The sequence below is a fragment of the Tateyamaria rhodophyticola genome, assembly GCF_047777875.1.
Classification (GTDB): Bacteria; Pseudomonadota; Alphaproteobacteria; order Rhodobacterales; family Rhodobacteraceae; genus Tateyamaria.
In genome coordinates this window covers 1,442,487-1,460,408 of the sequence record NZ_CP180519.1, presented here as the reverse complement: position 1 = coordinate 1,460,408, position 17,922 = coordinate 1,442,487, and the positions used below count along the sequence as shown (strand labels likewise).

Sequence of the window (17,922 nt, the reverse complement as noted above, 5' to 3'; positions counted from 1 at the left end):
GGCACACGGTGTGCGTTCAGATCAGAACACGGTGAACACAATGCGTATGATCGGTATCGGGCTGTCGGGCTTTCTCCTCGCGGGCATCGCCTTGCTCCTCTCCTCAATGAACATCCTGGAAAAGGGACAGCGTCATGTCCGCGCCGCTCTGGCCGGTCCGCAGCTGGTGTTCGAACACCGCATCCCTGCGCAGTCCACAACAGGTCACATGGCGACGCTGTCGCGGACCAATTCCGACCAACCGGTCATTCTTTCTGGCTTTCCTGCTTATCAGAGCGTTGCATTTGCCCTTCCGGTGGATGCACGCCCGACGTCCGGATACCTCCAAATCAACGCAACGTCTCAGGTGCTTGATGGTGTGGAAGGTGCGCTGCGCATCTCCATCCGCAACACGCGCCGTGGTGAGATTTTGCTGCATCCGGACAAAGCAGGACAGGCCGTGCAGATCCCGCTTTCACCGACGGATCTCGCAGGGCCTCAGCTGGTCGTCTCCTTCTCGCTGCAAGGCACTGACCCCCAACAACAGTGCGGACCAGATGACGGCATTTCCGCCGTTGTCGAGATTGAGACGACCAGCGCAGTTCACCTGACCCTGGACGCGCCGCTTGCCAGTGTTGGCGACAGGGTCCGCGCGTGGGGCGACACTGTGCGCGTGGGGTGGCCGCATTGGCTCAAGCAGGAGGAACAGGTGCGCCGGCTTGTCCGCGCGACCGAGCTTGGCCGTCGTGGCATGACCACGGTATTCCAGCCCGAGGCACCCGATCAGGCGCTTTCGATCAGTGACCTGCGCACCCTTCTGGACACGGTGCCGGAGCATGGGCAGAGCCTCGCGCCGGATGCGCGGTTTGCCGTGTCTGGACCAAATGCCGGCATCCGCCGCTTTCACCGAAAGGCCATCTGGCGGGTCCGCTATGATCTGATGGGCGCTTGGGCGCGGCCCATGCCGGGGCAAGTGGCGTTGGACATGCAGTTTGGTCGCGTTTTGGGCGATCACCGTTGGTCCGTGTCGGCCACGTTGAATGGACGGCTGGTCTATCAAACCACGATGAGCAGCGCGCAAAGCACGCTGGCCGCGACCTTTGATGTTCCGCCGGATCTGCATCTGGCAGCCAACACGTTGGAAATCGTCGCAACGACCACACGAGACCGTATGGGTCCTTGTGACGAAGGGCAGGAGCTGATGGCGGAGGTGTTGCCAACGTCCCGATTTATTGCCGGGGATATGCCGTTCGCGGATCCGTTGGCAGATCTGCAAAACGCATTGCGGCCATTGGGAACAGTCACCGTGGCGCAGTCCGGTCTGCTGACGGCTGTGGATGCCGCGACGGCCAGTCAAATGCTGCGCTTGCTTGTGCCGGGTGAAACGCCGCTCCGACCATCAATGCAAAGCGCACATATCACCGTTCTGACACCCGCGACGCGGACCCAAGAGGCGGCGTTGAAAGCACCGGCATGGTTTGTCACCACCACTGCGGATGCAAGCGGCCTTGACGTGCGCGCATTGCAGATCGGTGATCCGCTGCCATCCTCCGGCGTCGCGTTGCTGGTCACGCCGCCCTCCTTTCCCGAGGGGGCGATGCGATGAGCGAAGCAGAGGACAAGCGCGAGCAAATCAACTTTATCTCTGTCGACAGCGCGCCCAAGCGGTTTGCCGGGCCGGTATCCGTCTGGCAGGCGCCCAAGCTGCTCGGCGTATTTCTCCTGCTGGCGGCAACCCAGCTGTGGGCCGTAAACACCGATGCGCTGGCACAGGTGTTCCCCAATCGGGATTACGTATTTTCGGCGCATACCGGTCGGCACGCCATCGCGATCCGGATATTCCTGATTTCATTCTTTGTGGCGTTTGCAGCTTTCAGTTCTGGCGGCATACGGGAGCGTATTCTCTTCGGTCTGGACATGGTGCTGACCTTTCTTGCGGGGTGCGCTGTTTTCGATCTTGCCAACGTGCTGGCGCATTCGGTGTTGGGCTCTTCCCTGTCGCTGCACTTCAGCGCCATTGCATCGGGGCTCTTTGGTTTCGCGATCTACTCTTTCAAGCTGCTGGAGCGTGGGTTCATGCCCGCTCGCATTCGGATTGAGCACATCCCGGTTAGCCAGCTTCGTGCGTTCCTGCGGCTGGGCGTCACGATTGCGATTGCGGCGGCTGTTGCGCTCTGGGTCGGCGGTATGGATCTGGTTGCCGTGCACGTCATGCGCAGCTGGACGCTGCTGGGCGGTATCGGGCCGGGTGTGTTTCTGTTCCTGCCGGTGCTTTTTGCGCAGCTCTATCTGCTGGCGATCTACGACGTTCTGACAGCGCGCAAGCCCAGGTTCACCCCGCCACTGTCCGTCATCGTTCCGGCCCACAACGAATCCTACATCATCCGCGACACGATCAACGCGATGGACCGGGCCGCCGCGCATTATGGCGGCGACGTGCACATCCTGATCATGAACAACAATTCCACCGACGACACCGAAGAGATCGCGCAAGACGCGCTGGCCGCCTGCACGGCTGCCAAGGGCCGCGTCATCAACGTCCCGAAACCCGGTAAGTCCAACGCGCTGAATGCAGGGCTCGACGCGTGCGAAACCGAATTTCTGGTCCGCGTCGATGCCGACACATTGGTGGGCGTCGACAACTTTAGCAGGGCCATGCCCTATTTCGTCGACCCCGCGGTTGGCGTGGTCGGTGGCGTTCCGGTGCCGCCGGGAGGTGCGCTGTTTGACCGGGCGCGACTGTTGGAAGTGTTGGTCAAACACGGGTTTTATTCGGTCGCGATGGGCGCCGTGAACGGCGTTGTCGGCATTCCGGGTATGTTTGTCGTCTACCGGACGCATCACCCGCGCTATCTCGGCGGCTTTGTCGAAGGGATGAACGGCGAGGACACCGATATTTCGCTGCGGATCGGCGAGCTGGGCTTTCATTCGGTCGTTGACCCAAAGATTCGCTACATATCAGAGGTGCCATCGTCCTACAGCCATATGCGCGAACAGCGCATGCGGTGGTTTCGGTCGATCTATCATATCTCGTCGCGCTGTCGCGATCTGATTTATGGGCCGAACCTGACGCTGCGGGGCAAAGTGATCCTGCCCTATATGCTGATCAATTCCGCGCGTCGGGCAATGCTGGTGCCGCTGATCATCTTTGGCGGCCTCGAATGGGGTCTGGCATTCAATCCGGACAGTCCCATTGTCTGGCAATCCATCATCGCGGTGACCACGGGCGCACCTGCGATCATGGCGGTGCTTGCATCGCTGCTGAACGGGGTGCCCAAGGGCATCCTCGCCCTGCCGGAGTACCTGATCTTTCGGGTGCTGCGGGCCTACTTCACCCTGGAATCCATGCTGAGCATTTTGATCGACAGGCGCGCCGAGGACCTCGAGCGCGTGATCCGGCTCGACATCGTTCCAGACAAACCCATCCGCGTCGCGTGAGGCGTACGCATTCCCTTGAACGAAGGACACATGAAAATGGCACGACATATCTATGGAACATCTGGCGCTGACACGATTTCAGGTGGCGCAGGCAGCGACCGCATTCATGCGAAAGGCGAGGACGACGTCATCAACGCGGGGAACAGTGCGGACCGTGTGTTCGCCCAGGGCGGTGATGACACGGTGCACGGTGCATCAGGCGCGGACACGGTGCGCGGCGGTCAAGGCAACGACAGCTTGAACGGAGACGGCGGGGCAGACCGCATCTTTGGCGGACATGGCAATGACGTCATCCATGGCGGCGACACCAGCGGCAATGGCACCGGTTCCGGTGGCGGCGGTGTGGACGATCGTTTGTGGGGTGGTCAGGGCAATGACCTGATGACCGGCGGCTCCGGCAATGACCGCCTCTATGGCGGTGCCGGCCAGGACACGTTGTCCGGGAACGTGGGCTCCGACAAGATGTTTGGCGGGGCCGAGGAGGACGTGATGGCCGGCGGTGACGGCAACGACGCGCTGTTCGGTGCGGCGGGTGATGATCGCGCCACTGGTGGCAAAGGCATTGACCGGCTCTATGGCGGGCAAGGTGCAGATGAGCTTGAAGGTGGCACGGGCTCCGACAGGCTCTTTGGTGGCGCGGATGGCGATAACCTTGCAGGAATGGAAGGGCATGATCGCCTCTATGGCGCTGGCGGCAACGACGCCCAGTCTGGCGGCGGCGGTGCAGACATGATGTTCGGTGGCGACGGCGCTGACACGATGGACGGCGGTGTCGGCAACGACCTGATGTGGGGCGGTGACCAGGATGACCAGATGACCGGAGGCGCCGGGCATGACCGCCTTGCGGGTGGGTCGGGTCACGACACCCTGGACGGCGGCGCGGGCGACGACACGCTGTATGGCCGCACCGATGATGACTTGCTGATCGGGGGTCAGGGCAACGACAACCTGTTTGGCGGACAGGGCCAGGATACCCTGTCCGGCGGCGCGGGATCGGATGATCTGAGCGGCGGCGATGATGCCGACCTTCTGTCCGGAGGGGCTGGCAACGACCTGTTGAACGGCCAGCGCGGGGCCGACACGCTGGAGGGTGGAGATGGCAAGGACACCCTGTCCGGAGGCAGCGGTGCGGATGAACTGCACGGCGGCAGCGGCGCAGACTGGCTGAGTGGCGGCGCGGGCGCGGATTACCTCGATGGCGGCGCGGGGTTGGATCGGTTGGACGGATCCTGGGGGGCTGACACGCTTGATGGTGGTGCCGGTGCCGATACCCTTGATGGGGGCGCGGGACAGGACGTCCTGTTGGGCGGAACGGGGATAAATGTTCTGACCGGTGGTCGCGGCGCAGATACGTTTGTCTTTCGGTCAGAGGATGGTTTCTTCCGGGATCAGATCACGGATTTCAATGCGTTTGGCGGCAACGCGGATCGCATTGATCTGTCGGATTTTGGCCTCGGGTCGGCGCAGTTTGACCGGGATGCCTGGGTTGCGGAACACATCACCCAAGCAGGCAGCGGAGATGTGCGCATCGTCCTGTCCGGCGCGCAATCCATTGTCGTGTCACACACCGGCGAAAATGCGGATGTCTTCTTTGATAACCTGGTCGATCTTTTGATCTTTTGACCTCAGCCCCAGACAGGAGACCTGCCATGACCCCCTTATTGCTGGTGTTGCCCCTCCTCCTCCTGTTCGGAGGAGGGGTCCAAGCCAATGAAACCCGCATCCGCTTCGAGGCCATCCGCGCGTCGGAACATGTCGATGCCGGTGCCGCCACACAGGCGATGGTGGCATTGGCAGAACAAGGTTTTGCGCCTGCGATGGACCGGGTGGGTTATTACCATCGGCACGGGGTCGGTACACCAAAGGATCTGCTCTGGGCGCACCGCTGGTACGTCCGGGCTGTCGCCAGCGGGCACCCATGGTCCACCGCTTCCTTGGCCCGTGTGGAGATTGAACTGGGTCTTGAGCAGGCAGCGCATCACCGCCTGAAGATCGCGATACGGGACGGGAAACCGGGCGTGCACCGGCTGTTTGCAACAGCGCATATCGACGGAAAGTTTGGCCGCTCCTCCGACCCTGATACCGGCCGCGCCGTTTTGGAGCGGTTGAGTGCGGATGGCGATGTCGAGGCCGCGCGTGATCTGATGCAACGGATCAACTGGAGGCGTTTGAACAATCCTGCGCCCGCGCCTGTGGTTGATCTGGTTGTGCAAGCAGGCCTGCGCTGGGACCCGCGGTTTGCAGAGCCTGCGTTGATCTATCTGTCCCGCTATGGCGGACGCGAGCACGATGCGATGACACTGCGCAGCAGATTGATCGACGTGCCCGGCATTCGACACCGCGTTGTAGCGCCCGAGCGTATTCGGCTTGCCGCGGTCCGGTCACCGCAACGGTTCTGGTCGCAGGCCGAGATCATACTCGGGGACAGCTCAGGCGAGGGGTTCGTACGTGCTGCAATCACCGCTTTCTGGATCAACAAGAACGCCTGGGTGCGCGTCCTGCAATCCGAACTGCGCCAGTCGGGCTATTACAGCGGGCAGATCAACGGTCGTATGACCAAACGCACGATCCGGGCACAGAACCGTTTTTGTCGGGATGCGCAGATCTGGACGGTCTGCTCAAAGGGCCCATTGACAGGTGCCACCGTGCGCGCCGTGGCCCAAGCGATCCAGACGGGCAAGAGCAACAAATGAAGCAGTTTGAACCGAAGGGCGCTTTTGTGAAACCTGGGGCCAAGTCCGCGCTAAAATATTGAAACGGTACACGACCCGCCGCCGCAGCTTTGTTGGCATTGGACCAGCAGGGTGCAATCCTGCACCCGATCGCCAGATATGCCCAAACGTGCAGTCTTGCGCAGTCTTGCGCGTTGGCGCAGGCCAGACGTTCGAATTTTTTCCGCGCAAATCAGAATGGATGACTTAAGTTAGAGGCGAGTCGGCTACCCGGCTTTGCAATCGAAAGTTTAGTTCATGCGCCACCTGCTTAGTGTCATCCTTTTGCTTTTACCGATGGTCGGGCAGGCGCAGAACGACCCACCGCCGGTCACCGTCGCCAAACCCGTCGTCAAAGAGATTGTCGAAGACGATGAATTCGTGGGGCGTTTCGGTGCGTCAGCTCAGGTTGATATCCGCGCACGTGTCTCAGGGTTCCTCGACGAAGTGCATTTCACCGATGGCAGCAGGGTCGAAGTGGGGCAATTGCTGTTCACTATTGATCAGCGCCAGTTTCGCACGGCCTTGCGTCAGGCCCGTGCGCAGATTGACATTGCCGAAGCGACAAGCGCTTTCACCCGCGAACAACTGGAACGGGCCGAGGCGCTGATCGACAACGGAACAATCCCGCAAAGCGTGGTGGATGAACGCCGCGAGGCGTTTCTAGCCGCACAAGGCGCGCTGGAACAGGCGCGGGCCGCATTGGAACTGGCCGAGCTTGATCTTGAATATTCTGAAATTCGGGCGCCGATGGCCGGACGCATAGACCAGAACCTGATCGACCCGGGGAACCTCGTGTCGGCCAATCAGACCGTATTGACCAGCATCGTCGCGACGGATCCGATCTACTTCTTCTTCGATATCGACGAGCGGTTTTTTCTTGCCTATTCGCGCGATGCGCGGGCACGCGGTTCTGTCTTGCAGGAAGGCTCCAATGGGCTTGAGATCCGTGTGACGCTGTCGGACCGGCAGGTGCCTCCGCAAACGGGCTACCTCGATTTTTCGGAAAACCGGATAGATGAGGAAACGGGCACCATGCGGGTGCGCGCGATTCTCGACAATCCGGATGAAACCCTGACGCCGGGCCTGTTTGGCCGGATCAACGTGCCCGGGTCGCTCCCCTATCAAGGCGTTCTGATCCCGGACAAGGCCGTGGTTGCCGACCAGAACCGGCGGTTGGTCATGAGTGTCGATGATGCGGGAAATGTCACCCCGATCCCGATACGCCCCGGTCCGCGCATCGACGGATACCGTGTTGTTCGTGAGGGCCTTGACGGGTCCGAGACGATCGTCATCGAAGGGCTGTTGCGTGCCAGACCCGGCGCCGTCGTCAGTCCGGAGCTGATCGAATTGCCACCCGTCGCGGCGAACTGACATGGGCCGTTTCTTTGTCACACGGCCCGTCTTTGCGATCGTCATTTCAATCATCATGACGATTGTCGGGCTGCTTGCCTATTTCGAACTGCCTGTCGAACAATATCCCGAGATTGCACCGCCCTCGATCGTGGTCCGTGCCAGTTATCCGGGGGCTGATGCCGCGACTGTTGCGGCGACCGTGGCCACGCCGTTGGAACAGGAGGTCAACGGGGTTGAGGGCATGCTTTACATGTCGTCCTATTCGACCGCTGACGGGTCCATGGCGCTTACCATCACCTTTGAACTGGGCACAGATCTGGATGCGGCACAGGTCCTGGTGCAGAACCGCGTTGCCGTGGCCGAAGCACGTCTGCCGGAAGAGGTGCGCGCCATCGGCGTAACCACGACCAAATCATCGCCTGACCTGATGATGGTTGTGCACATGCTCTCGCCCGACGCGACCTTTGATCAGCTTTATGTGTCGAACTATGCCCGTTCGCGCGTGCGCGATCAGCTTGTCCGGCTGGATGGTGTGGGTGATCTGATCATCTTTGGAGAGCGTGAGTTTTCGGCGCGCGTCTGGCTTGATCCGGACCGGCTTGGATCACTGGGCCTGACGGCGGGCGATGTGGTGGCCGCGTTACGGGAACAGAATGTGCAGGTGTCGGGCGGATCGCTGGGTGCGCCGCCCAACCGGGCGGGCAGTGCTTTTGAGGTAACCCTGACGACGCAAGGACGGCTCGAAGATCCACGGGAGTTCGGGCGCGTCATCGTTAAATCCTCGGACGACGGGCGTGTTGTGCGTGTGCGGGACGTGGCGCGGGTCGAAATTGGTGCGCGGTCCTATGTCACCAATTCGTATCTCAACAACAAACCGGCGGTCGCCCTGGGCATCTTTCAACGCCCCGGCTCGAACGCCCTCGCTTCGGCGGATGAAATCCTGAGCGTGATGGAGGATCTGTCGCAGGATTTCCCACCGGGTCTCGAATACCAGGTTGTTTACAACCCGACCGAGTTCATCGAGGCGTCGGTGAACGCGGTGTACCAAACGCTTCTCGAAGCGGTGTTGCTGGTGATTGTGGTCATCATCGTCTTTCTACAGAGCTGGCGCACCGCGGTTATCCCGTTGCTTGCCATTCCGGTGTCACTAATTGGCACCTTTGCCGTGATGTACGCGTTGGGCTATTCGCTGAACCTGCTGACACTGTTTGGTCTGATCCTCGCCATCGGGATCGTTGTCGATGACGCCATTGTCGTCGTCGAGAATGTGGAACGGAACATCAATGACGGTATGACCCCGCGCGCGGCATCCGCCCGCACCATGGACGAAGTGCAGAATGCCGTGATCGGGACGTCCCTTGTGCTGATTGCCGTGTTTGTGCCCGCGGCGCTGGTGCCCGGGATCACTGGCCAGTTCTACCGACAATTCGCAGTCACAATCTCGGTCGCAACCGTCATATCCACGATCAACTCGCTCAGCCTGTCACCGGCAATGGCGGCTGCGCTTTTGCGGCCGCATTCCGATGCGCCATCGCGCAATCCGCTGCGCGCGCTGGCGCGCGGGTTCAACAGGGCGTTCGATGCGTTGTCGCGGGGGTATGGGCGTGTTGTCCGTGCGCTGGTCGGCACGTGGGGGGCGATCACTTTGTGCCTTGTGGCCTTTGCCGGTCTGCTGGGGGCGACGTGGTGGATGAACACGCAGGTGCCAACCGGGTTCATCCCTGATGCCGATCAGGGATATGCCATCGTTGTGGTGCAATTGCCCGACGGTGCCGCGCTGGACCGCACGGACGCCATCATTCAGCAAGCCACCGAAATCGCGCTCGAGACGCCTGGCGTGACCAATGCCGTGGGGTTTGCCGGGTTTTCGGGTGCGACATTCACCAATGCCAGCAATCAGGGTGTGATCTTTACAACCTTTGAGCCGTTCGAAGACCGGATCGAGAGCGGGCAGACCGCCGGATCAATTGTCGGGGCTCTCTTTGGTCGGATGCAGGCGCTGCGCGAGGCGTTTATCATCGCCATTGCGCCGCCGTCTGTGCGTGGTGTGGGCAATGGCGGCGGGTTCCGTCTGCAATTGCAGGATGCAGAAAGCGCCGACATGGCGCGGGTGTTGAACGCGGCCTATGCGATCATGGGCAGCGCTGGTGCGTCTGATCAGGTGCAAGGCGTGTTCACGACCTTTTCCGCGGGATCGCCGCAGCTTTACCTCGAGATTGACCGTGTGCGTGCACAGATGCTCAACGTGCCCATCGGCGCAATTTTCGAGGCGTTGTCGATCAACCTCGGTTCGGCCTATGTCAACGATTTCAACGCTTTTGGGCGACTGTTCCAGGTGCGCGCGCAAGCCGATGAACAATTCCGTCTGACCGAAAACGATATCCGCAACTTGCGCGTCCGGTCCGCCACCGGCGCGCTCATCCCGCTCGGAACGTTGGTGACGGTGCAGGAAACCGCGGGGCCATCACTGGTGCAACGCTACAATCAGCTTGTGTCAGTCCCGGTTCAGGGATCTGCAGCGCCAGGTGTCTCGACCGGTCAGGCGCTGATCGCGATGGAGGAACTCGCGGAACGTGTTCTGCCGCCGGGCACCGATTACGAATGGACGGAACTTGCGCTGCAGGAACGTAACCAAGGGAATGCGGCGGTCTACATCTTTGCCTTCTCCATCCTCTTTGCCTTCCTGTTTCTGGCGGCCCTGTATGAAAGCTGGGTTCTGCCGGTTGCCATCATCCTGATCGTGCCGCTCGCGGTGCTGGGTGCGTTGGGCGGTGTGATGTTGCGGGGCATGGACAACAACATCCTGACGCAGGTGGGATTGATCGTGTTGGTCGGGCTGGCGGCAAAGAACGCGATCCTGATCGTGGAATTCGCCAAACAGGCGCAAGAGGAACGCGGGCTGAACCCGGTCGACGCCGCCGTCGAAGCCAGCCGCCTGCGGTTGCGCCCGATCCTGATGACCGCGTTCGCCTTTATCCTTGGTGTGTTGCCTTTGATGATCGCCACGGGTCCGGGGTCAGAGATGCGGCAGGCCTTGGGCACTGCGGTGTTTTTCGGCATGTCCGGCGTGACGCTTCTGGGGCTGTTCTTTACCCCGGTGTTCTACGTGTTGTTGCGACGGCTCTTTCCCTTGCGCAACGTGGCGGAGGCCGCTTAACCGGGCTTGCCCGTACTCTGCCGAACCAAACTGATCGCGCCCCCACCCTAACGCAACGCATCCAGAGCGCGCAGACGCTCTGCGGCAAAATCAACGAAGCTCCTCACCTTGGCCGCGGCGCGCCGTCCTTCGATATGTACGAGGTTGATCGGCAGTGGTGGTGGTTCGTTGGCTTCCAGAACGGTCTGAAGGCGCCCCGCTTCGAGATCCGGCCCAATCTGGTAGGACAGAACACGGCTGATGCCCCATCCTTGCCGCGTGACTTCGATACCGGCCGCCATGCTGCCGACCGTGAGCCTTGATCGCAGGCGGAAGCTCTCTTCCAGCTGTGTGCCGAACCGCCATTCGGTGCTGGGGCTGTTGGGCGATGCCGAGACAATCTGGTGGTGTTTCAGATCCTGCGGTGTCTGTGGAATGCCGTGTCTTGCGAAGTAATCCGGTGATCCGCAGACCACCATGCGGACTTGACCGACACGCACCGCCGACAGACCGGATGACGGCAGTTCGCCGATGCGCACGGCGACGTCGAACCCTTCCTCCACCATGTTCACCACACGATCCACAACTGCCATTTCTGCGGTCACATCCGGATATGTGTCGAGAAACGCAGTCAGGATCGGTGTCACATAGATGCGCCCGAATTCATGGCTGCAAGTGATGCGCAATTTGCCGACGGGATTGGTGGCGGCACCGGCGGCTGCGTCATCCGCGCTCTGAAGATGTGCCAGAATCGCGCGTGCGTCTTCCAGATATGCCGCACCAACATCGGTCAGACGCACCTGCCGTGTGGTGCGCGTGAAAAGCCGCGCGCCCAGGCGTTGTTCGAGCGCGTTGACCCCGCGGGTAACGGACGGCGCGCTTAGTCCGACGACACGTGCCCCGCCGGCAAAACTCTCGGCTTCAGCGACGGCGACAAAGACCTCGAGTGCTTGGATGCGGTCCAATTTTGCCTCCGATTATTATCGTTTTTCGAAACAAAGACTTTCAAAGTGAAATCATTCTTCCGGATTTTAAAAGCCTCTATCTGATGACACAACACTTATCCCGTCAGGAGAACACGACATGTCGCCGAAATCAGCCTTGCCAAACACGCCAATCAAACTCTACCGCAACGCCAAATCCGGTCACTGTCATCGTGCAGAGCTGATGATGAGCCTTCTTGGTGTAGCTTATGAGCCTGTTGAACTCGACATGGCGAACGGGGCGCACAAGGCGACGGATTACCTTGAGATGAGCCCGTTTGGGCAGGTCCCCGCGATTGATGATGGCGGCACGATCCTGTCGGATTCCAATGGAATTATTCTGTATCTGGCCGAAAAATACGCAAGCGCCGACAGCTGGACGGGGCGCACCCCGGAGGAAAAGGCAGCCGTCCAACGCTGGTTGTCTGTTGCCGCCGGAGAGATTGCCGCAGGACCCTGTTCGGCACGGCTTGTGACCGTCTTTGGCGCGCCGCTGGATCACGCTGCGGCCAAGGACAAAGCGCATGCATTGTTTGCCGTGATGGACAAACAGTTGCACGGTTCACGCTATCTGGTTGCAGATCGCATCACGTTGGCGGATGTCGCCGCCTACAGCTATGTCGCGCATGCGCCCGAGGGCGGTGTGAGCCTCGCGCCTTACCCGAACATCCGCGCATGGCTGGACCGGATCGAGGCTCAGCCGGGTTTTGTCGGCATGGCCAAGTCGCCCTTGCCCGAACTGACCTGATCTGGGGTGAGGTGACTTGTGATGCTTGATCAATCCAATCCCTTCCACGCCGGCGAAATCAAGGCGCAGGAACGCGCCGGTGTCACGGACCTGGCACAGCGCGTTGGCGGTTTCATACGGGACCATATGCCGGATCAGCATCGGGACTTTTTCGCGTCCCTCCCGTTTCTGGTGATGGCGGCAGGGGACGGCAGCGGGCGCCCGTGGGTCACAATTGTCGAAGGACGGGATGGTTTCATCTCGTCCCCTGATCCGCGCAGGCTGCGCCTTGATGCAGCTATGGACCCGCATGATCCATTGGCCGACATGTTTGCGCAGGGCACCCAGGTGGGCATGGTCGGGATTGAACTGGCCACACGTCGGCGCAATCGGATGAATGGCCGGATACAGCCAACCAGCACGGGCTTTGATGTTACGGTCGGGCAGTCCTTTGGCAATTGCCCGCAATACATCAATGAGCGCGCGTGGCATCGGGTGGAGGCGGCACCAGAAGCGCCCCGGTCCGCAACGGCGCTGAGCGATGATCAGATGGCAATGATCCGTGCGGCAGATACCCTGTTCGTCGGCACCGGACGGCAAGGCGGATCCGGTACGCCAAGTGACGGGTTCGACGCCTCGCATCGCGGTGGCGCGCCGGGATTTGTGCATGTGGTCAACAGGACGCATTTGCGTCTGCCGGACTATGCGGGAAACAACTTTTTCAACACGATCGGGAACTTGCTGGAAAACCCATCCATCGGGTTGCTGTTTGTGGATTTCGAAACGGGTGGCCTGCTGCATATTTCAGGCCGGGCTGACATCGACTGGGAACCGTCCGGCACTGCGCAGCGTCATGTTGAGGTGTCAATCGACCGTGTGATCGAACGCCCCGCAGCACTTGGCCTGCGGTGGGATGTCAAAGGTGATGCCGTTCGGCAATTGGTTCTGGCGCGCAAGGTTGAGGAAGCCGACGCCATCACGTCGTTTTATTTTGAGCCGGTTGACGGGCGCCCATTGCCACCCTTCAAAGCGGGTCAGCATCTGCCCATTGAACTGCGCCTTGCCCCGCCGCAGGGGCTTGTCAAACGGACCTACTCCCTGTCCGCTGCGTCGAACGGTGCCTCGTACCGGTTGAGCATCAAGCGCGAAGACCGTGGGCTGGTCTCGCGGGTCATGCATGACGCATTGCATCCCGGAGATGTCATCGAGGCCCGCGCGCCATCAGGTGATTTTGTGCTGCCGGACGGACGGGATCCCGTTGTGCTGGTCAGTGCGGGCGTCGGCATCACGCCGGTCATGGCGATGCTGGAACAGATTTCAGGCGAGACGGAACCAAGGCCGACATGGTTCATTCATGGCGCGCGCAACGGGGCCACCCATGCAATGGGCGCGGCGGTGCGCGACATCGCGCAGGGGTCGATACAGGCGCGCTTCTACTACAGCCAGCCGCGCCAGGAGGATCAGCTTGGCCGTGATTATGACGTGGCCGGTCGTGTTTCCGCGCGGGCGCTTCTTGATCTTAACGCGGGCCCGAATGCGCACTATTTGCTTTGTGGTCCGGCGGCCTTTGTGTCGGATGTGACAAGCGGGCTTGAGGCGGCAGGCATTGCGCTCGGGCACATCCAGTTTGAAACGTTCTGAGGTCGCGGCGCGGAGACATCTTGCGCGGTCAGGCAAACGGTTGGTGTATGCCGCAAATGCGCAGCGACCACCGTTTGCAATCCCATCAAAGCGGTGTCGCAATGTCGGTGTATCGCGAGCGAAACCGCGTAGAGCAAAGCGTGATGCGCGGTCTCAACTCTGAAGGACATCAAGCAAAATGCGCGCGTGATTGTGGTGATCATCGTTCGCCGCGTAGAGCAGCGTGACTGTTGCGCCGGCGCCGCGCGCCTTCAATTCGGCCACACAGGCCATCTGCGCGGGTCCGGTCAGTTCGGCCAGATACCGGTGCTTGAAGTCCAACCACCGCTCCGGATCGTGGCCAAACCAAATGCGCAGCTCGGGGCTTGGGGGGATATCCTTCATCCACGCGTCCAATTTCGCGGCCGCCGTGGGCACGCCCCGCGGCCACAGCCGGTCGACGAGGACACGGTAGCCATCTTCTTGCGCAGGAGCGTCGTAGATCCGCTTAATCTGGAACATGGCGAACCCGTACCACCTTTCTCAAGGGTCCTCTCCGGGCGGCAACAGATGCGGCTCAGACAGCCATGGATTGACCGCGATCGCCTCCTTGAGCGCTGAGATTCCGGCTTTGGTTCTGCCCATGTTGATCAAAGTCGTGGCGCGCCCGGCCAACGCACCAAAGTGCAACGGCTCCAATTCCAAAGCCATGGCAATGTCATCGAGCGCCCGGTCATAGTCCTGTTTCAGGAACCTTGCGAACGCGCGTTGGTTCCAGCCTTCGGCATATGCCGGACAGGCGTCGATCAATTCAGACAGGATATTTTCCGCATGATCATAGTCGCCGTACCGAATGCGCTCGCGCGCGTCATCCAGCAGCCATTGTGATGTCGGGTCCGGTGCGATGATCCAAAGGTCCCAGATCCAGTTTTGAAGCGTGCGGCCGTCCATCTCGTTTTGTGCCGCTTTCAGAGCGTCGAAAAGCTGGGGTTGTGCGTCTGACACGACGATACTGGTTGGACAGGCGTTGCCCAGTGCCGGCACGCACAGCGCCCCCGACTGCCTTGAGATGGCCCATGCGGGTGCTCCTGCTTGTTCTGGCTCAGACTATTTCGATTGTGCCGGTCATATGTGGATGGAAGACACAGAAATACGACGTCTCCATGCCCTCGGTCACGACGACTTGGGCGGTTTCGCCCTGCGCCAGCTCCGCGGTATCCCAGCCGAATTCATCTGCGGTCGCCGTATGCGGTGCGAGGTCCCTGTTGGTCCACCGCAGCGTGTCCCCGCGTGTCACGCGCACTTGGGCGGGCACAAAGGCAAATGACCTGATGTCGATATCATGAACCTTGGCGTTGGATGCGGATACTAAGGGCGACGGCAGAACGGCTGCAAACGCAGCCGCTCGTCCCATCACCTGGCGGCGCGATGGATGCCTGGCCATCACTGCAGCGCCTTGACCATCATTTCGGCATGCGTTTCGTGCGCCTTGAAGATCTGCAATCCTTCTTCGAACAGGGCTTTGACTTCGGCGTTGTCAATGTTCGGGATCATGGTGTCCTCAACCAGCGCGTTGACGGCCTGATGATAGGCCAGCTCATTCGCGGCATAGGCCTTGTCGAATTCTGCCCCCCGAAGCTGGACGAAGCCGTTGATGATCTCTTCGGCGTTGGCGTTCAGTGTCTGGCTGACGGCGTTGTCCTGCGCGGAGGCGCCCAGTTTTTCCAGAAGCGCAAGTGCCGCCGCATTTACGGCCGTATGGTCACGTATCATCGTGTTCGCGAATTCATGAATGTCCGGATTCGTCGACAAGGCGAGCGCAAGGTGGGCATAGCGAATGTCGATATTGTCCGCGGTGTAAGCGATATGTGCGAATTCGAGGTCACTCATATCTGCGACGTCTTGGGCAGACGCGTGTGACCCAAGCAGGGCGAATGCCGTGGCAAGCGAAGTGAGCAGCTTTTTCATCTTGGTTTTCCCGGTTCTGAAAGTTCGTCGAACTGTCTTACTGCTCTGCCCGGGACAGCAGATATGGCCGATCGTGCGTAAACCTGTGCAGATCGTTCAAAGCGCTGTACATATCCGCCTTGGATCATAGGAATACTGTATGCTTGATCTGCTGAGCCATATCCTGACCAACCTCTCCATGCAGGGAACATTGTACTTTCGTACGTCGTTCACCAAGCCGTGGGGCGTTGCCGTCCCGAATTATGAAAACGTCGCCCGTTTTCATTTTGCGCATCGCGGTGGGTGCCTGGTCCGGGTGGATGGTGCCGACACGGTTGTTGAGCTGGCGCAGGGTGATCTTGTGATCATTCCGCACGGCGCGCCGCACGCACTGTATTGCGGGCATGAGCCTGACAAGACGATCATGCCGCTTGATACGGTTCTGGAAACGTCCGGTTACGATGGATCAGGCGTTTTGGTGTATGGCGGGGATGAGACGCAAAGTGAGACGCAACTTGTCTGTGGTCACTTCTCTTTTTATCCAAGCTCAAGGCACGTCCTGCTCGACCGTTTGCCGCCATATATCCACCTGAAAAATTACGGCGAACGCGCCGGACGATGGATGGAGGCCACGCTTCGCATGATTGGCGAAGAGGCGGGTGGGGCAAAGATGGGCGGGGACCTGATCGCGTTGAAAATGTCAGAAGCGATCTTTGCCCAGGCCATCCGCAGCTTCATCCACAGTGATGAGGCGACGGAGTGGGGGTTGGGCGCGTTTTCGGATCGGAACCTGAGCCGCGCGCTGGATGCGTTTCACAAGGCACCTGCGGATGGATGGACCGTTGAGACCCTCGCACAGGCGGCGGGCATGTCGCGGACAAGCTTTGCCGTTCAGTTCCAGAAGACAATGAACATGACACCGCTGGAATATGTCACGCGATGGCGCATGGAAATTGCCAAGAAGGTCCTCCAGTTGCCGGGCACGTCGCTGACCGCAGCTGCGGAAAGCGCGGGGTATTCTTCGGACTCGTCTTTTACACGGGTCTTCAAGAAAGAGACGGGGATGACGCCAGCGGAGTTCAGAAAGGCGCAAATTGCCACTCGTACGACAGTCTGAACGATCTGCACATCATTGCAGACGGCTGGACATGGTTGGGCCGTGACCAAGGTCATAATTTGCCCTCATCAATGCTGCGTCGCGGCTCACACAATGAGGAAAAAGACCATGGCTTTGCGCTTTGTCACGAAAACCATCCACGCCTATCTCGATTATCCCGTCGCCATCGGGCTTGTGGCCATGCCATTCCTTCTTGGTCTCGGGGCGGACAATCCGCTGGCGCTGTGGCTGTCTGTAGCGACTGGTTTTGCGGCTTTCATTCTGACGGTTCTCACCGATCACCATCTCGGCCTTTTTCGCGTCTTGCCCTACAGCCTGCACTTGCTGGTAGATGGGATGGTTGGGGTGGCCTTTGTCGCGGCACCCATTATCCTGGGCTTTGCCGGCATTGATTTCTGGTACTACGCACTGCTTGGCGCAACGGTTCTGGTGGTTGTCGGGCTGCATCAACCGGATGATGCCGCATTGAGCGCTTGATGGTCGAAACATCTATGCGGGTCGGACAAATGTGCGGCCCGTTTTGCGTTTTTTGAAACTGATCGCGCAACAATCACTTCCCTGCGCCAAGCGCTTCTATCGGCGGTGCCAACGGATCAAGGGCGATCCATGTCGGGCAGTATTCCGAAACGATCGCGGAGTATGCCGCATATGCACTCCGCCTACTCCATAATTATCAGATCGTTCAGATTTACGTACCACATGTTCAATTTGATCGCTGGAGGCTGTCAAAAAATCCGCGATTGATATCTCCATCCAGCATGGAGGTAAGCGTTCGACGGTCGAAATCTGAGACAGAGAAAAGGAACTCCAAATGCTCGAGATCCTTGTTACTGCCTCCACGCCGGTCTCTCAGCAGCTCCGCCACTGGCGCGCCATTGGGGCTGAACAGTGTGGACCCGGTGGAAGAC

At 60.2% G+C, this 17,922-nt stretch carries 15 protein-coding genes; 10 read left to right on the top strand and 5 right to left on the bottom strand.

Translation table 11 applies throughout. The annotated features are described in order from the left end of the window. The first annotated feature begins 40 nt into the window (after positions 1-40). The 6 genes from ACERHN_RS08830 (at position 41) to ACERHN_RS08805 (ending at position 10,641) form a co-directional block, all read left to right on the top strand. Positions 41-1,585: a cellulose biosynthesis cyclic di-GMP-binding regulatory protein BcsB gene (locus tag ACERHN_RS08830; protein ID WP_415922267.1), complete on the top strand. Its 1,545-nt coding sequence runs from the start codon at positions 41-43 to the stop codon at positions 1,583-1,585. Then, complete coding sequence (locus ACERHN_RS08825) at positions 1,582-3,417, top strand: glycosyltransferase (RefSeq protein WP_415922266.1); 1,836 nt, start codon at positions 1,582-1,584, stop codon at positions 3,415-3,417. The genes ACERHN_RS08830 and ACERHN_RS08825 overlap by 4 nt, the downstream gene beginning before the upstream one ends. A 36-nt stretch (positions 3,418-3,453) precedes the next feature. Continuing rightward, positions 3,454-5,040 (top strand): calcium-binding protein, encoded by a 1,587-nt coding sequence (locus tag ACERHN_RS08820; RefSeq protein ID WP_415922265.1) that lies wholly within the window; start codon positions 3,454-3,456, stop codon positions 5,038-5,040. A gap of 26 nt (positions 5,041-5,066) precedes the next feature. Continuing rightward, positions 5,067-6,110 (top strand): tetratricopeptide repeat protein, encoded by a 1,044-nt coding sequence (locus ACERHN_RS08815; protein ID WP_415922264.1) that lies wholly within the window; start codon positions 5,067-5,069, stop codon positions 6,108-6,110. Between the two features lie 276 nt (positions 6,111-6,386). Continuing rightward, on the top strand, positions 6,387-7,502 hold the full coding sequence (locus ACERHN_RS08810; protein ID WP_415922263.1) for an efflux RND transporter periplasmic adaptor subunit: 1,116 nt from the start codon (positions 6,387-6,389) through the stop codon (positions 7,500-7,502). Between the two features lies 1 nt (position 7,503). Beyond that, positions 7,504-10,641: an efflux RND transporter permease subunit gene (locus ACERHN_RS08805; protein ID WP_415922262.1), complete on the top strand. Its 3,138-nt coding sequence runs from the start codon at positions 7,504-7,506 to the stop codon at positions 10,639-10,641. 47 nt (positions 10,642-10,688) lie between these two features. Here ACERHN_RS08805 and ACERHN_RS08800 read toward each other — a convergent pair whose 3' ends face one another. Continuing rightward, complete coding sequence (locus ACERHN_RS08800) at positions 10,689-11,585, bottom strand: LysR family transcriptional regulator (protein WP_415922261.1); 897 nt, start codon at positions 11,583-11,585, stop codon at positions 10,689-10,691. 118 nt (positions 11,586-11,703) lie between these two features. Here ACERHN_RS08800 and ACERHN_RS08795 point away from each other — a divergent pair, with 118 nt between their 5' ends. Then, positions 11,704-12,351: a glutathione S-transferase family protein gene (locus ACERHN_RS08795; protein WP_415922260.1), complete on the top strand. Its 648-nt coding sequence runs from the start codon at positions 11,704-11,706 to the stop codon at positions 12,349-12,351. Positions 12,352-12,372: 21 nt separating this feature from the next. Next, positions 12,373-13,971, top strand: a complete 1,599-nt coding sequence (locus ACERHN_RS08790) for a pyridoxamine 5'-phosphate oxidase family protein (RefSeq protein WP_415922259.1) — start codon at positions 12,373-12,375, stop codon at positions 13,969-13,971. A 153-nt stretch (positions 13,972-14,124) separates the two neighbouring features. Here ACERHN_RS08790 and ACERHN_RS08785 read toward each other — a convergent pair whose 3' ends face one another. The 4 genes from ACERHN_RS08785 to ACERHN_RS08770 form a co-directional block, all read right to left on the bottom strand. Continuing rightward, positions 14,125-14,472, bottom strand: coding sequence for a DUF488 domain-containing protein (locus tag ACERHN_RS08785; RefSeq protein WP_415922258.1), 348 nt, complete (start codon positions 14,470-14,472; stop codon positions 14,125-14,127). Positions 14,473-14,493: 21 nt separating this feature from the next. Continuing rightward, on the bottom strand, positions 14,494-14,955 hold the full coding sequence (locus ACERHN_RS08780; protein WP_415922257.1) for a tetratricopeptide repeat protein: 462 nt from the start codon (positions 14,953-14,955) through the stop codon (positions 14,494-14,496). A 97-nt stretch (positions 14,956-15,052) separates the two neighbouring features. Beyond that, positions 15,053-15,394 carry a plastocyanin/azurin family copper-binding protein gene (locus tag ACERHN_RS08775; protein ID WP_415922256.1) on the bottom strand — a complete coding sequence of 114 codons (342 nt, stop codon included), beginning with the start codon at positions 15,392-15,394 and terminating at the stop codon, positions 15,053-15,055. Then, positions 15,394-15,918: a DUF4142 domain-containing protein gene (locus ACERHN_RS08770; protein ID WP_415922255.1), complete on the bottom strand. Its 525-nt coding sequence runs from the start codon at positions 15,916-15,918 to the stop codon at positions 15,394-15,396. Before ACERHN_RS08770 ends, ACERHN_RS08775 begins: the two co-directional genes overlap by 1 nt. A 139-nt stretch (positions 15,919-16,057) precedes the next feature. Here ACERHN_RS08770 and ACERHN_RS08765 point away from each other — a divergent pair, with 139 nt between their 5' ends. Next, a complete protein-coding gene (locus tag ACERHN_RS08765) occupies positions 16,058-17,014 on the top strand; it encodes an AraC family transcriptional regulator (RefSeq protein WP_415922254.1) in 957 nt (318 codons plus the stop codon). A gap of 108 nt (positions 17,015-17,122) precedes the next feature. Then, positions 17,123-17,491 carry a hypothetical protein gene (locus tag ACERHN_RS08760; protein ID WP_415922253.1) on the top strand — a complete coding sequence of 123 codons (369 nt, stop codon included), beginning with the start codon at positions 17,123-17,125 and terminating at the stop codon, positions 17,489-17,491. Positions 17,492-17,922 lie beyond the last annotated feature (431 nt).